This is a genomic window from Gemella bergeri ATCC 700627 (assembly GCF_000469465.1).
Lineage (GTDB): Bacteria > Bacillota > Bacilli > Staphylococcales > Gemellaceae > Gemella > Gemella bergeri.
Window position 1 is genome coordinate 19874 of the sequence record NZ_KI271838.1, and the last position, 16251, is coordinate 36124.

Sequence of the window (16251 nt, forward strand, 5' to 3'; positions counted from 1 at the left end):
GTATTATAAAATAAACATTATAACATGTTTGTTGAAAAAAACTGTATATAATAGTAAAATACATTCTAAAGAGACAATGAAACTGTTTTGCGAAAGGATATATTATGAGAGATTATTTAATACGAGGATTGGCGTTTAATGATGAAATTCGTTTTTTTGTGACTAAGACAACGGATTTAGTAGAAGAAATAAGACAACGTCATGATGCTTATCCTACGGCAATAGCTGCAGTAGGACGTACTGCGACGGTAACAACTATGATGGGAGCAATGTTAAAAAGTGGAGATAGGATTGATATAGCAGTTAGGGGAGATGGTCCTATAGGTACAATCTACGCCTCATCTGATGAGTTGGGGGAAACAACGGCTTATGCTAAAAATATGCAAGTGCATATTCCGAGTAATTCCCAAGGGAAGTTAAATGTTAAAGGTGCGGTAGGGGCAGGAAATATTACAGTAGTACGTGATTATGGACTTAATGAAAAATATACGACAACCTCACCGATCGTTTCGGGAGAAATTGCCGAAGATTTTACTTATTATTTTGCTGTAAGTGAACAAGTACCCTCTTGTATATCGCTTGGTGTTTTAGTAGATACGGATAATTCGGTAATTGCTGCCGGTGGTTTTATTTTTCAAGTATTACCTAATGCTACTGATGAAACAATTACTAAATTAGAAAAAGTAATCAATGATATTAAACCTATTTCGTCACTTATTCATGAAGGGAAAACTCCTGAAGAAATAGCAGATATATTGTTCGGAAGTGGCAAAAATTATCGTATTTTACGAAAAAATGATATAGTTTTTAAATGTACTTGTTCTAAAGAAAAATATGCCGATGCTTTGGTAACTTTAGGACGTGAAGAATTAGAGACATTAGCAAAACAAAAAGAAATAGAGTTAGTCTGTTCATTTTGTAAACAGAAATATCTGTTTTCTCAAACCGAAATTACTGATTTATTAGAAAATTCACAGTAAATGTTCGAATAAAAAGAGATAATGAATAACTTTTAGTTAGATACTTGAGTTTTTTGTAAAAATTTGGTATTATTAATAAAAAAATTAATTATTGGTAAAAATTTTAAATAGAAATTGTTACGAAGGGATAGGAAAAATACCTAATCCCTCTTTCTAAAATATAAATCAATATTTCGTTATCGGTAATAAAAAATAAACACACTATTTAAGGAGGAATAATGGAATTACTAAGAGAAATGGTTCTTACTGACGGTAAGGTCTATGATAATAATGTGTTAAAAGTTGACTCGTTTTTAAATCACCAAATAGATGCGGATCTTATGCTTAAAATGGCAGAAACTTTGCGAGATTATTTTAAAGATAAAGAAGTTACGAAAATATTAACGATTGAGGCGAGTGGTATAGCGCCGGCTATTATGGTAGCAAATTTATTTAAAGTGCCGATGGTATTTGCTAAAAAAAGTAAACCGTCAACACTAAAAAATAATGATATTTATGAGGCACAGGTGCATAGTTATACGAAAAATATTACAAACACGATAGTAGTTTCAAATAAATTTATTAATAGAGATGACAAAGTGTTGATTATTGATGATTTTTTGGCAAACGGACAGGCGACGTTAGGACTTATGCAAATTGTTGAGCAAGCAGGTGCAAGTTTGGTGGGTGTCGGTATTTTGATTGAAAAAAGTTTTCAATCCGGCAGACATTTATTGGAAGAGCGTGGTATTAATGTATGTTCGCTGTGTCGTATAGCCTCTTTAGAAAATAATAAAGTGACATTTAATATAGCGGATGATGAACGATAAGAAAGGATATAAAAATAATGTGGGAAGATAAATTTCAAAAAGAAGGTTTAACATTTGATGATGTGTTGTTGGTTCCGGCAAAAAGTGATGTATTACCTAAGAAAGTAGATTTAAAAGTAAATTTAACAGAACGAATTAAATTATCCGTTCCTGTTATTTCAGCGGCAATGGATACAGTAACAGAATATAAAATGGCTATTGCTATGGCACGTGAGGGTGGACTTGGTGTTATTCATAAAAATATGTCTATAAAAGAGCAAGCGGAGCAGGTAAGAAAAGTTAAACGTTCGGAAAGTGGAGTTATTACAGATCCTTTCTTTTTAACACCGGACAGTTTAGTAGACGAAGCGGAAAGTTTAATGCAACAATATCGTATTTCCGGTGTACCGATTGTTAATAATGTGGAAGAAATGAAAGTTGTCGGTATTATTACAAATCGAGATATGCGTTTTTTAACTGATTTTGGTGTGAAAATTAGTGAAGTTATGACAAAAGAACATTTAATTACAGCGCCGGCTAATACAACATTGGAGGAAGCTAGCGTTATATTACGCAGTCATAAAATTGAAAAATTAATTTTGACTGATGCTGACGGTAGATTAACAGGACTAATCACAATTAAAGATATTGAAAAACTTGCAAAATATCCAAATTCTGCAAAAGATGACAAAGGGCGTTTATTAGTAGCGGCATCTGTAGGTGTTACTAATGATACAATAGCGAGAGTAGAAGCATTGGTAGATGCCGGAGTAGACGCAATTGTTGTTGATACAGCCCATGGTCATTCCAAAGGTGTATTAGATGCGGTAAAAACATTGCGTACAAATTATCCGGAATTAGATATTATAGCAGGCAATGTTGCAACCGGAGAAGCAGCACGAGATTTATATAAAGCCGGAGCAGATGTTGTTAAGGTTGGTATAGGTCCTGGTTCTATTTGTACAACACGTGTAGTTGCGGGAGTTGGAGTTCCGCAAATTACAGCAATTTACGATTGTGCAACGGTAGCACGTGAGTTAGGAAAAACGATAATCGCCGATGGAGGAATAAAATATTCAGGAGATATTGTTAAGGCTATCGCAGCAGGTGGGCATGCTGTAATGCTCGGTTCAATGCTAGCGGGTTGTGAAGAATCACCGGGTGAATTGGAAATTTTCCAAGGTCGTTCATTCAAAACATACCGTGGAATGGGTTCAATTTCGGCAATGGAAAAAGGTTCTAAAGATCGTTATTTCCAAGAAGACGGTAAAAAACTCGTACCGGAAGGTATTGAAGGACGTACACCTTACAAGGGTGCGGTATCGGAAACGATTTATCAAATAATTGGAGGATTGCGCGCCGGAATGGGTTATACCGGTTCAAGAGATTTGCGTACATTACGTGAAGAAGCACAATTTGTCCGTATGACAGGAGCAGGGCTTATAGAATCACATCCACATGACATTCAAATAACAAAAGAAAGTCCGAATTATTCAAAATAAAAACCTAATTTAAAATTATTATTAATTATTAAAAAGAAGAAGTTGATAACCCGATTTTATCAACTTCTTTTAATTTTTTAGTAATTATTTATATTATTCATCGCCAAGTTGCATATAAACTACTTGAGTGGTTAAATATTCTTCTAAGCCGTGTTTACCATCGGCACCTCCAATACCTGATTTACGACGCCCTGCGTGGAAACCTTGCATTGCTTCGAAGTTTTCTCGATTTATATAAGTTTCACCGAATTTCAGCCCATTAACAGCTTTAAATGCTGTATTTAAGTTTTTTGTATAAACTGAAGATGTTAAACCATATTCTGAATCATTGGCATAATCAATAACTTCTTCTAATGTTTTGAATGTGGCAATTGGAATAACAGGACCAAATGTTTCTTCTTTCATAATGCTCATATCATTGGTTACATCTGTTAAGACGGTAGGTCCGTAGAAATATCCTACCTGTTCTTTATCTACATCACCGCCATATGCTAATGTTGCTCCTTGTTTAACAGCATATGCTACTCTTTCAATGACTTTTTTTAATGCTCTTTTTTCGATTAACGGACCATAATCCAAACCACGTTCTTTATTAGGGTCACCGAATTTAACCTTGTCTAATTCTGCAAATAATATTTGTTCAAATTGTTCTTTCACATTTTCATGGACATAAACACGTTCAGCGCAGTTACAAACTTGTCCTGAGTTGATAACACGTGACGCAACTATTGCTTTTGCCGCAAGTTCTAAATCGGCATCTTCAAACACGATAGCAGGAGCTTTTCCTCCAAGTTCTAAAGATACGTTGGTAATATTATCGGCAGCGGCTTTCATTACCTCCTGTCCGGCTGCTAGGCTACCGGTAAGACTAACTAATCCTACTTTAGGATGAGAAGCTAATCTGTTCCCAACTACAGAACCACGTCCATAAATAATATTTAATACCCCTTCAGGTAAGCCGACTTCTGCACAAATTTCCGCAAAAATATTGGCATTAATCGGTGTTAATTGACTAGGTTTTAAAACAATGGTATTACCGGTAAGTAGTGCCGGTGCAGCTTTTCTCGCTATCAAGAAAAATGGGAAGTTCCATGGCAAAATACCTGTTGTTACACCATGAGGACGTTTGAATAAGAATATATGTTCATCTTTTCTATCACTTTGTATTATTTCTCCCTCATATCTTCTAGCCCATTCTGCCATATAGTCCATGTAATCAGCAGTGAATAATACTTCAACCTTAGCTAGTTCAAAAGTTTTTCCACCTTCATTAACAATAGTTTGTGTAATTTCCGGTTCTCTTTGTCTAATACGATCGGCTATTTTTTTCAGATATGCTCCACGTTCTATTGCAGGTAGCTTTTCCCAAGATTTTTGAGCAACATCGGCAACTGTAATAGCATGATCAACATCTTTACAATTGCCGGCTGGAATTTTTGCAATAACTTCCTCAGTAGCGGGATTTACCACTTTTATGAATTCTCGTTTGATATTTTCTTCAAACTTTCCTCCAATAAACATTTTTAAAACTTTAACTTCACTCATAAATAAATTCTCCTTATATATAAAATTAGGTAAGTAAACGTTACCATCCCTGCATAAATTATACAATAATAGTAATTAAAACTCAAATATTTTGTCTTCAATGCAAATTTTCGACTTATGAAATAATTCTTTGTATATTTTGACAATAAGAAAACGTTTAATAAATATTTTTTAAGAAAAAGCCTTAGCAAAGATAAAAATTAGTGGTATAATGGATAAAAAAACTAGGAGGCTCACTTAATGAAGCAAAATATCGGAGTAATTGGTTTATCGGTTATGGGGAGTAACTTAGCTTTAAATATAGCTGATAATGGATTTGAAGTAGCAGTGTTTAACAGAACAACCAGTGTTGTTGATAAGATGTTAAAAGAACATCCTCATAAAAATATAGTAGGAAGACACTCATTACAAGAATTGGTAAATGGATTGGAAAAACCAAGAAAAGTGGTATTGATGGTTAAAGCAGGAGCAGCTGTAGATAGCTTAATTGAGCAGTTAACACCTCTTTTAGATAAGGGAGATATTATTATTGATGGTGGTAATTCATTTTTCAAAGACACTCAAAGAAGATATGAACTACTGTTAGATAAAGGAATTAATTACTTTGGTGTAGGCGTTTCAGGTGGGGAAGAAGGTGCAAGATTCGGACCCGCATTAATGCCCGGAGGAGATGAAGTTGCTTATAAAGAAATTCGTCCAATTTTAGAAGCAATTGCCGCTAAAGTAAACGGAGTTGCTTGTTGTAGTTATACGTCAACCGGAGGTGCAGGACACTACGTAAAAATGGTTCATAACGGTATTGAATATGGAGATATGCAGTTAATTTCTGAGGCGTATAAAGTATTAAAACATCTTGGTGATTTTAGTAATAAGGAATTGCAAGAAATTTTTGAAGAATGGAATAAAGGGGAGTTAGAGTCTTATCTAATAGAAATTACTGCAAACATTTTTAAAGTTAAAGAAGAAAACGGAGATTATCTGGTTGATAAAATTCTGGATAAAGCCAGTCAAAAAGGTACAGGTAAGTGGACGAATGAGCAGGCAATCGATTTAGGTATTGATGTTTCCGTAATTACAAGCGCATTAAATGGTCGATATATGTCTAACCTTAAAGAAGAACGTGTTAAAGCAGAAAAAGAATTTTCACATAAGGGTTATAATGTCGTAACAGATAAAAAATATTTAGCAGAGATCGTAAAAGATGCACTGTTTATTTCTAAAATCATTTCTTATGCACAAGGCTTTAAATTGCTTCAAGCTGCTGAAAAAGAATACGGGTGGGATTTTAATTATGCCGATATAGCAAAAATATTCCGTGGTGGTTGTATTATTCAAGCAAAAATACTACAAAACATTATTGAAGCATACCAAAATAACTCTCAACTGGAAAATCTTATTTTTGATCCGTTCTTTAAAAATATTATAGAAACAAGGCAAGATAATTTGCGAGAAGTGGCAGTGTTAGCTATTCAAAATAGGTTGCCTCTAAGTGCAATGACCTCCGCTATTTCTTACTTAGATATTTATACAACAGCGGACAGTGGAGCTAATTTAATCCAAGCACAACGTGATTATTTCGGAGCTCATACTTTTGAGAGAACGGATAAAGAAGGAAATTACCATTATGATTGGGTGGGAAATAATGAAAAATAATAATGCAATTACATTATTTGGTGGAACCGGCGATTTAACTTATAGAAAATTACTACCGGCTTTATATAATTTAGATGTATTAGGGAAATTAGACGATAATTTTAAAATAATTGTTATTGGCCGTAGAGCGTATGCTCCCGCTGATTATATCAAAATAGCGCGAGAGTGGATAAAAGAACATGCGAGAACAAAATTCGATGAAGAGCAGTTTAGTTCGTATGCACGTCGTATTATTTATTTTAAGATGGATATGACAAATGAAGAAGAATATCGTATATTGCAAACATTTTATACATTAATGGGAATAGATCAGCATATTTATTACTATGCGGTAGCTCCGTCGTTTTTTATTACTATAACAAACGGTCTGAAAAAATATTGTGCGAATAATAATGCAAAGGTTATTATTGAAAAACCGTTTGGAGAGGATCTTGAGAAAGCATCAATATTGAATGACAGTTTGGCAGATTTCTTCGGACAACATGAGATTTATCATATTGATCATTATTTAGGAAAAGAGATGATTCAGAACATATTATCCCTTCGCTTTAAAAATGTTATCTTTAAAGGAATTTGGAACAAAGATTTCATTGAAAATATCCAAATAACAGCAGCGGAAACCGTCGGGGTAGGAACACGTGCCGGTTATTATGATAAAAACGGTGCTTTAAAAGATATGGTACAAAATCATCTTCTTCAAGTATTATCAATTGTTGCTATGGAGGAGCCGATAGAAGATAACAGTACCGAGATACACAATAGTCAATACAATTTATTGTCCGCAATAAAACCGGTAGAAGATACTAATACCAATTTAGTTATGGCACAGTATAACGGTTACTTAAATGAAAAAAATATTCAACCTAATTCAAAAACAGAAACATATGCAGCGTTAAAATTGTTTATAGATAATGAACGTTGGGAAAATGTTCCGTTTTTTATACGTACAGGTAAAAAAATGGGTGATAGAGAAACTCAAGTTGTAGTTCAATTTAAAGCGGTAGGAGATACCCCCGGAAACGTATTAATCATTAAAATACAACCGGATGAGGGAGTGTACTTCCAGTTCAATGCGAAAAAACCGGGAACGGAACAGGAGTTGCAACAGATTTCTTTAGATTTTTGTCAAAGCTGTATATTGGAAAACAGAATAAATACTCCTGAAGCGTATGAACGTTTATTAGATGCTTGCTTAAAAGGTGACAGGGCATTGTTCTCGCAATGGGATCAAATTGTTGTATCATGGCAGTTTGTTAATAATTTATTAGATAAATATCATAAACAAGGCTCGCCTCTTTATAGATATGAACAAGGTTCAATGGGACCGGAAGAAGCGAACAAGCTGGTTGAATGGATTAATTAATAACTAACCGGAAAATATAAAACTTTAAGGAAAAATGATACTTAGAGTTTTATATTTTTTTTATGCGTGTTATAATAGAGGGCATGAGTAGAATTTAGGAGAAGTATTAGTAATATTACTTTATTCAATATTAGAATATATATAATTATAATTGATATTTATTATATAGAAGGAGAAAGGTATAATGAAGAAAATTTTAATAATAAGTACCGGCGGTACTATTTCAATGAGTGAAGATCATACTACAGGTAAGGTATCGCCAACAAAAATTAATCCTATAGGAATGAGTGGAAATATTTTTTCATATATGGGAGATATAACCGTAGAGGAGTTGTATAATTTAGCATCACCACAAATAACAGAGCAGGAAATGCTAGGTATTCAAAGAAGAATATTAAAGGCTGTAGAGGAAGGTTATGATGGAGTAGTTATAACCCATGGAACGGATACTTTAGAAGAAACAGCTTATTATTTAGAGTTAACGTTGGATGTAAATATTCCCGTAGTTGTAACGGGAGCGATGCGTTCAAGTAATGAATTGGGCTCTGACGGGCTGGTAAATCTAAGAAGTGCATTAGTAGTAGCGACAAGTGATGAAAGTTGTGATAAAGGTGTACTTGTGGTAATGAATGATGAAGCACATACAGCAACTTATGTTACCAAAACTCATACAACAAATGTTGCTAATTTTCAAACACCGACATTTGGTCCGGTGGGGTTGGTATTAAAAAATAAAGTTATATATTTTCAAAAATTAATAGAAAAAGAGCATTATAATATTACTACAAACAATAAAAAAGTATTTTTGTTAAAGGCTTATGCCGGTATGGGAGCAGAGTTGATAGATTCAGTTTGTAGTTTGGAAATAGACGGTTTAGTAATAGAGGCATTGGGGGCGGGGAACTTACCGCCCAAAACAGTTCCGGCAATAAAAAGATGTATTGAAAAAAATATCCCCGTTGTTTTTGTATCAAGAGCTTTTAACGGTGTAACTCAAGATGTTTATGATTATGAAGGCGGAGGGAAAAGATTTTATCAAGATGGAGTTATTTTTACAACCGGTTTAAGCGGTCAAAAAGCAAGGATAAAGCTATTGGTTTTATTGGAAGCGGGAATAAAACCGGAAAAATTAAGAGAAAAGTTTTAATATCAAATTTATAATGCTCAATATTGAATATTTTTCCTAAATATGATAGTATGATAAAGGATTTTAGTAAGAAAGGGGTGTAATTTTGAAATTCAAATATCATAGGGCGTATAGAGGATTTTATCTATTAGATAATAATAAATTTAAACGACCGTTTATGAAATTAGATGAAGATAAAACGATCAAACTTTTAAATAATGCCGGTATAGAGATAATATTTAATAAAAAACAACTCATCACAATAGAAGATAGGTATGTTGTATTCTATAGTAAAGAAAAAACTGAGGAAAAACATAATATTGAAAAATCTTTAAAGATAGATTTTAAGGAATTGGAACTTAATTATCAAGTACCAAAGCTATTAATAGAAAATATTTATAAAATGTTGAATATGTCTGCAACAGCGAGTAAAGAGTTAGAATCTACCTTGTCACTAATTAATAATATTATGATTTCGGACAAATTATTCGCCACAAAGGTAAAAAAAATATCCTTTTATAATGAGAAAGAATTAGATTTGATATTGAATAGATATAATCTTAAAAAGATAAGTATAGATGATTTGAAAAAGGAAATTGAATTAAATTATCCAAAACAATATATTTCGGCGTTGCCGTTAGATTATAAAGAACGTGAAATGATTTTTGTTTTCTACTTTATTATTCAAGTAGAATTGTTAACGGTTTTAAAATAATGGATAAATTTTTTGATAGAATTATAGTAAAAACTCTTGATTTTTTAAGGGTGCTCTGTTATAATACTATTCAGAAAGTTTATTTTTTTGCCGCAAGTTGGACGTATTTCGACCTATAAGGACGTATTTCGACCAACGTAAATATTAAAGATGAATTTTCAAACAAGAAGGGCATGATAATATGGATATTTTACATTTGTTACATATGCAAAATAAACTTGTACCCGAGATGGTGAAAAAATTTAATGATCGTTATGAGTTACTTCTTACTATTAAAATAAATCAACCGGTAGGAAGAAAAACATTATTAAATTTTGTAACTATAACTGAACGACAGTTACGTACTGAATGTGAGGTGTTATCGAAACTGGGTTTAATTGCTAAGAAAACTACCGGAATGAGTCTTACTGAAAAAGGCGAAGAATTTTTAGTAGAAATAAAATCTTTTATTACCAATGATACATTTGTTAAAGAGCGAGGTATTATAAAAAAACATTTTTCAATAAAAGATGTTTACATAGTGGCAGGAGATTTTGTAAATAGTGAAGCGACTAGAGTAGAGATGACAGACTTACTTCTTGATAAGGTTAATTCAAAAATAACCAAAGAGTGTGTAATCGGAGTAAGTGGTGGAAGTACAATGTACTATGTTGCGGACAGGGCAGATAAAACATTCGGATATGGAAAAGATGTTACTATAACACCTATTCGTGGCGGATTATCAGAAGTTAATACGGAGTATCAATCAAATGATATAGCAGCAAAAATGGCTAATAACTCCGGAAATAACTATCAATTACTACACGCACCGGATAATATAGGAGAAAAAGCATTAGAAGAACTTGTTAAAGAACCTGTTGTCAAAAATGCTTTGGACGTTATAGAAAAAACATCAATTATAATACATAGTATAGGGAATGCTTTTGAGATGGCTTATAGAAGAAGAACTTCATCAGATATTCTCGAAGTGTTAAAAAAGAAAAATGCTGTTTGCGAATCATTTGGAAGTTATTTCGATGAAGACGGACATGAAATATTTAAAACCTCTACTATAGGGATGAATTTTAAAGATGTTGACAGCATTGGAGATGTTTTTACAATAGTTGGTGGAGAAAATAAAGCACAGGCGGTATTTAGTTACTTAAATACAAAGCCGGTCAATGCAACACTCATTATTGATGAAGCAATATGCAGAAAAATAATTACTAAAATTAATAAATAAAATTTTTAGGAGGAACTAAAAAATGACAGTAAAAGTAGCAATTAACGGATTTGGACGTATTGGACGTCTTGCATTAAGAAGAATTCAAAATGTAGAAGGAATTGAAGTAGTAGCAATTAATGACTTAACTCCGGTTAACCAATTAGTACATTTGTTAAAATATGATACAACTCAAGGACGTTTCCAAGGAGAGGTTTTTGAAAAAGACGGTAGTTTAATAATAAACGGTAAAGAAGTAAAAGGTTTTGCTAATCCAAATCCGGCAGAATTGCCATGGGGAGAATTAGGAATAGATGTGGTGTTAGAATGTACAGGTTTCTTTACTTCTAAAGTAAAAGCGGAAGCACATATTCAAGCGGGTGCTAAAAAAGTTGTTATCTCTGCACCGGGAGGTAGTGATATTAAAACTATAGTGTTTAACGTAAACCATGAAACATTAGATGGGACAGAAACTGTTATTTCAGGAGCCTCATGTACAACTAACTGTTTAGCACCGATGGCAAAAGCACTACACGATAACTTTACAATAGTAGAGGGGTTAATGACTACAATTCACGGATATACAGGTGATCAAAATACACTTGACGCACCGCACCGTGGTGGAGATTTACGCCGTGCTCGTGCAGCAGGGGTTAATATTGTTCCTAACACAACAGGTGCTGCAAAAGCAATAGGTTTAGTTATCCCTGAATTAAACGGTAAACTTGACGGATCTGCACAACGTGTACCGGTGCCGACAGGTTCATTAACTGAATTAGTAGCAGTAGTTGAAAAAACTGTAACTGCTGAAGAAGTTAACGCTGCTATGCACGCTGCTTCTACTGAATCATTCGGATATAATGTAGATCCAATCGTTTCTTCTGATATCGTAGGAATCGAATTCGGTTCATTATTTGATGCAACTCAAACAAAAGTATTAACAGTAGGTGATAAACAATTAGTTAAAGTTGTTTCTTGGTACGATAATGAAATGTCTTACACTTCTCAATTAGTAAGAACATTAAAATACTTTGCAGGATTGATAAAATAATTTATAATAGATAATAAGAAGAATAGATAAGGAGCTGACTTAAAAGTAGGAAATGATGAATAATTAAGACAAACATACAAAATTCATCAAATAGTATTTTCAACTATGGTGGTAAAGTATCTTGGAAAGATTAATTTATAATTAGTTTTTTCCTATAATATACCACAGTTAAGAGTATTAACATCTTGCTTATAAGTCAGCTTTTTATCTTATATTCTAATATATTTAAAAAGGAGTTTTCCATGAAGAAATCTATTAAAGACTTAGGTAACTTACAAGGAAAGACTGTCTTAATGCGTGTTGACTTTAACGTACCATTAAAAGACGGTAAGATTACTAATGATAATCGTATTACTGCGGCATTGCCGACTATTGAGTATGCTCTTAATCAAGGTGCAAAAGTAGTGGCATTTTCTCATTTAGGTCGTGTGAAAGAGGAGGCGGATAAAGCATCTAAATCACTTGCGCCGGTTGCGAGAAGGTTATCAGAATTATTAGGTAAAGATGTTAAATTTGTACCTGAAACACGTGGTAGTAAATTAGAAACTGCTATAAAAGAACTGAAAGATGGAGAAATCTTAATGTTCGAGAATACACGTTTTGAAGATATTGATGGCAAGAAAGAATCTAAAAATGATGCAGAACTTGCGAAATATTGGGCATCACTAGGTGATGTTTATGTCAATGACGCATTCGGTACTGCACACCGTGCTCATGCTTCTAATGTCGGTATTGCTTCAAATATTGGAGAAGGTAATTCAGCTTCAGGATTTCTGGTAGATAAAGAAATTAAATTTATCGGTGGTGCTGTTGATAATCCTGAACGTCCGTTAGTAGCCATTCTGGGCGGAGCTAAAGTATCGGATAAAATCGCCGTTATTGAAAATTTATTGGAAAAAGCTGATAAAGTAATAATTGGCGGTGGTATGGCATATACATTTATGAAAGCACAAGGAAAAGAAATTGGTAATTCATTATGTGAAAATGATAAAATAGATTATGCTCGTAAACTGATGGAAAAAGCCGGAGATAAATTGATATTACCGGTAGATACAGTTGTTACAAAAGAATTTTCAAATGATGCACCAAGCCGTATAGCAATAGATGATATTCAAGCAGACGAAGAAGGTTTAGACATTGGGCCGAAAACAGTAGAACTATTTAAAAATACATTGCAAGGAGCTAAAACGGTTATTTGGAATGGTCCTATGGGAGTGTTCGAAATGCCTAACTTTGCCAAGGGTACAATCGGTGTTTGTGAAGCTATTGCACACTTAGAGGGTGCTACTACTATTATCGGAGGAGGAGATAGTGCTACGGCAGCTATTTCTTTAGGATATGCAGAAAAATTTTCTCATATTTCAACCGGTGGCGGTGCTTCATTAGAATATCTTGAAGGAAAAGTATTACCGGGTATAGATTCATTATCAAATAAATAAATTTTAAAACTCAAGGAGAGAGTACAGTTATGACAAGATTACCATTTATAGCAGGGAACTGGAAAATGAATTTAACAGTGAAACAAGCGCGTGATTTTGCACAAGCAGTGGCGGGTAAAGTACCTGCCGCAACAAGTGTGGAATCAGCTATTTGTGCACCGGCAACTCACTTAGAGGCATTAGTAGAGTTAACTAAAAACAGTGAATTAAATATTGGTGCTGAAAACTGCCACTTTGAGCAAAGTGGAGCATATACAGGAGAAGTTTCTCCATATGTACTGAATGATTTAGGTGTAAAATATGTTATCCTAGGTCATTCGGAGCGTCGTGAATATTTCGGTGAAACTGATGAACTAATTAATAAAAAAACAAAAGCTGCATTTGCTAACGGATTGATACCAATCGTTTGTTGCGGTGAAACGCTTGAACAATATGAAACAGGAAAAGCCGTTGATGTAATTACAGGTCAGTTACAAAAAGATTTAGCGGATTTAACAAAAGAACAAGCCGAAAAACTTGTAGTGGCTTATGAACCGATATGGGCTATAGGAACCGGTAAATCAGCAACTAAAGAGGATGCACAAAAAATGTGTAAAGCTGTTCGTGATGTGGTTGCGGGATTATACGGAAAAGAAGTAGCTGATAAAGTGAGAGTTCAATACGGCGGTTCTGTAAAACCGGAAAATGTAAAAGAATACTTAGCATGTCCGGATGTTGATGGAGCTTTAGTAGGTGGAGCTTCACTTAAAGTAGATTCATTTTTAGCTTTACTAGAAGGCGGAAAATTAGCTTAATTTTAAGAAATTTTACTATTATAATAAATATAAATTTTAAATTATGAAGGAGAAAATTAATGTTAGCAAAAACATTTGATATTATCGCAGAAGTATATGCAAGAGAAGTTTTAGATTCACGTGGGAACCCAACTGTTGAAGTAGAAGTAACTACTGAATCAGGAGCGTTTGGGCGTGCTTTAGTACCGTCAGGAGCGTCAACCGGACAATATGAAGCGGTTGAATTGCGTGATGGAGATAAAACTCGTTACCTAGGAAAAGGTGTAACCAAAGCTGTAACCAATGTTAATGAGGAAATTGCCCCATTATTGGAAGGGAAATTCGACGTATTTGACCAAGTAGGTATTGACTATGCCATGATTGAGTTGGACGGAACTGAAAATAAAGGTCGTCTAGGTGCAAATGCTATTTTAGGTGTATCTTTAGCGGTAGCACATGCTGCAGCTGATGCTTTAGGTGTAGCTTTATACAGATATTTGGGCGGAACCAACTCAAAAGAATTACCAACTCCAATGATGAACATAGTAAACGGTGGTTCTCATTCAGACGCGCCGATCGCTTTCCAAGAATTTATGATTTTACCTGTTGGAGCTCCAACATTTAAAGAAGCATTGCGCTGGGGTGCAGAGGTATTCCATAATTTAGCAAAATTATTACATGCTCGTGGTCTATCAACTGCAGTAGGAGATGAAGGAGGATTTGCTCCGTCATTTGAAGGAACAGAAGATGCTGTTGAAACCATTCTTTCAGCTATTAAAGCAGCCGGATTAGAGCCGGGGAAAGATGTATTCTTGGGATTTGACTGTGCATCATCAGAATTCTATGAAAACGGAGTATATGACTATACTAAATTCGAAGGAGAAGGTGGAGCAAAACGTACTTCAGCTGAACAAGTAGATTATTTAGAACAGTTGGTAAATAAATATCCGATCGTTACTATCGAAGACGGTATGGATGAAAATGACTGGGAAGGTTGGAAATTACTTACAGAACGTATCGGAAATCGTGTACAATTAGTTGGTGATGACTTATTCGTAACCAACACTAAAAAATTATCACAAGGTATTGAACAAGGTGTTGGTAACTCAATCTTAATCAAAGTTAATCAAATCGGTACTTTAACAGAAACACTAAACGCTATTGAAATGGCGAAACGTGCCAGATACACCGCTGTTATTTCTCACCGTTCAGGAGAAACTGAAGACTCAACCATCTCAGATATAGCAGTTGCTACAAATGCCGGACAAATCAAAACAGGTTCACTTAGCCGTACAGACCGTATTGCTAAATACAATCAATTATTACGTATTGAAGATGAATTAGATGTAACAGCTGAATATCCGGGAATTAAAGCATTTTATAATATTAAACGTTAATAAGATAATAAAATTTAACAAGGGATAGCTAAAAGTAAAAAATTTTAATAGAATTTACTTATTAGTAGTAAGACTGCAGTAATTCATTAGTTTGAAAATTTTCTTTAAAGAACTTTTTTCCAAAACTAATGAACTATGCAAGGAGTGACTCAATAAAATTGATTTTTAACGAAATCATGTTTTTTGAGTTACTCCTATTTTTTATGCTTTTAGTAAAATTATTTTCAAAAGTGTATATAAAGCAGTTGTTTTAACCTATAATAGTTTACTGAATAATAAAGTAATTAATTTTTGATCTATTATGTTCGTATGTGTTAGAGTTTATTTTAGAAAAATTTATATTTTGCAAATACAAAAACTTTTAAAAATACATTAGTTATAATAAAAAAATTTATTAAAAAAATTTAAAAATAATAATAAGACCCCCCCTAATTGATAGCTGTTATTAATAACGGTATAAACATTTTAATTTTAAATTAAATATATAAATTGAAATTTATTTTTAGAAAAAATTTGGTTTACAAAAGTAAATACAAATTACATTGGAAAGGATATAGTTTTTTTATACTTGTTTTTTATAGTACAGAATAAAAATGTTATTAAACAAAAACAAACATCTAAAAACAGCTGTTTTAAGAGTATATTTTTAAGAAATAATTTTTTATTAATAAATTCTTATTTTATGCTGTTTTTACACTATTTTCTTCAAAAAATTTAT

13 protein-coding genes are annotated in these 16251 nt (G+C 33.3%); 12 read left to right on the forward strand and 1 reads right to left on the reverse strand.

Translation table 11 applies throughout. The features are described from left to right. Positions 1 to 104 precede the first annotated feature (104 nt). From hslO to guaB, 3 genes are all read left to right on the forward strand, one after another. On the forward strand, positions 105 to 980 hold the full coding sequence (hslO, locus tag HMPREF1983_RS04060) for an Hsp33 family molecular chaperone HslO (protein WP_021753033.1): 876 nt from the start codon (positions 105 to 107) through the stop codon (positions 978 to 980). A gap of 218 nt (positions 981 to 1198) precedes the next feature. Continuing rightward, complete coding sequence (locus HMPREF1983_RS04065; RefSeq protein ID WP_021753034.1) at positions 1199 to 1789, forward strand: xanthine phosphoribosyltransferase; 591 nt, start codon at positions 1199 to 1201, stop codon at positions 1787 to 1789. A 17-nt stretch (positions 1790 to 1806) separates the two neighbouring features. Then, positions 1807 to 3270: an IMP dehydrogenase gene (gene guaB, locus HMPREF1983_RS04070; RefSeq protein WP_021753035.1), complete on the forward strand. Its 1464-nt coding sequence runs from the start codon at positions 1807 to 1809 to the stop codon at positions 3268 to 3270. 93 nt (positions 3271 to 3363) lie between these two features. On the opposite strand, the gene aldA is transcribed toward guaB, so the two are convergent. Further along, positions 3364 to 4815, reverse strand: coding sequence for an aldehyde dehydrogenase (gene aldA / locus HMPREF1983_RS04075; protein WP_021753036.1), 1452 nt, complete (start codon positions 4813 to 4815; stop codon positions 3364 to 3366). A 240-nt stretch (positions 4816 to 5055) separates the two neighbouring features. On the opposite strand from aldA, the gene gnd reads away from it, so the two are divergent. The 9 genes from gnd (at position 5056) to eno (ending at position 15533) form a co-directional block, all read left to right on the forward strand. Next, the gene (gene gnd / locus HMPREF1983_RS04080) at positions 5056 to 6468 is read left to right on the forward strand and encodes a decarboxylating NADP(+)-dependent phosphogluconate dehydrogenase (protein ID WP_021753037.1); all 1413 of its coding nucleotides are present in this window, start codon (positions 5056 to 5058) and stop codon (positions 6466 to 6468) included. After that, positions 6458 to 7831 (forward strand): glucose-6-phosphate dehydrogenase, encoded by a 1374-nt coding sequence (gene zwf, locus HMPREF1983_RS04085; RefSeq protein ID WP_040460969.1) that lies wholly within the window; start codon positions 6458 to 6460, stop codon positions 7829 to 7831. The genes gnd and zwf overlap by 11 nt, the downstream gene beginning before the upstream one ends. Positions 7832 to 8015: 184 nt before the next feature. Continuing rightward, positions 8016 to 8978, forward strand: coding sequence for an asparaginase (locus HMPREF1983_RS04090; protein ID WP_021753039.1), 963 nt, complete (start codon positions 8016 to 8018; stop codon positions 8976 to 8978). 85 nt (positions 8979 to 9063) lie between these two features. After that, positions 9064 to 9672 (forward strand): hypothetical protein, encoded by a 609-nt coding sequence (locus tag HMPREF1983_RS04095; protein ID WP_040460957.1) that lies wholly within the window; start codon positions 9064 to 9066, stop codon positions 9670 to 9672. Positions 9673 to 9853: 181 nt separating this feature from the next. After that, positions 9854 to 10894 (forward strand): sugar-binding transcriptional regulator, encoded by a 1041-nt coding sequence (locus HMPREF1983_RS04100; RefSeq protein ID WP_021753041.1) that lies wholly within the window; start codon positions 9854 to 9856, stop codon positions 10892 to 10894. A 22-nt stretch (positions 10895 to 10916) separates the two neighbouring features. Beyond that, on the forward strand, positions 10917 to 11924 hold the full coding sequence (gene gap, locus HMPREF1983_RS04105) for a type I glyceraldehyde-3-phosphate dehydrogenase (protein ID WP_021753042.1): 1008 nt from the start codon (positions 10917 to 10919) through the stop codon (positions 11922 to 11924). A 242-nt stretch (positions 11925 to 12166) separates the two neighbouring features. Then, the gene (locus HMPREF1983_RS04110) at positions 12167 to 13363 is read left to right on the forward strand and encodes a phosphoglycerate kinase (protein ID WP_021753043.1); all 1197 of its coding nucleotides are present in this window, start codon (positions 12167 to 12169) and stop codon (positions 13361 to 13363) included. A gap of 29 nt (positions 13364 to 13392) precedes the next feature. Further along, the gene (gene tpiA, locus HMPREF1983_RS04115; protein WP_021753044.1) at positions 13393 to 14157 is read left to right on the forward strand and encodes a triose-phosphate isomerase; all 765 of its coding nucleotides are present in this window, start codon (positions 13393 to 13395) and stop codon (positions 14155 to 14157) included. Between the two features lie 59 nt (positions 14158 to 14216). Further along, entirely contained in the window at positions 14217 to 15533 is a 1317-nt protein-coding gene (gene eno, locus HMPREF1983_RS04120) for a phosphopyruvate hydratase (RefSeq protein ID WP_021753045.1), read from the forward strand. Positions 15534 to 16251: the final 718 nt, after the last annotated feature.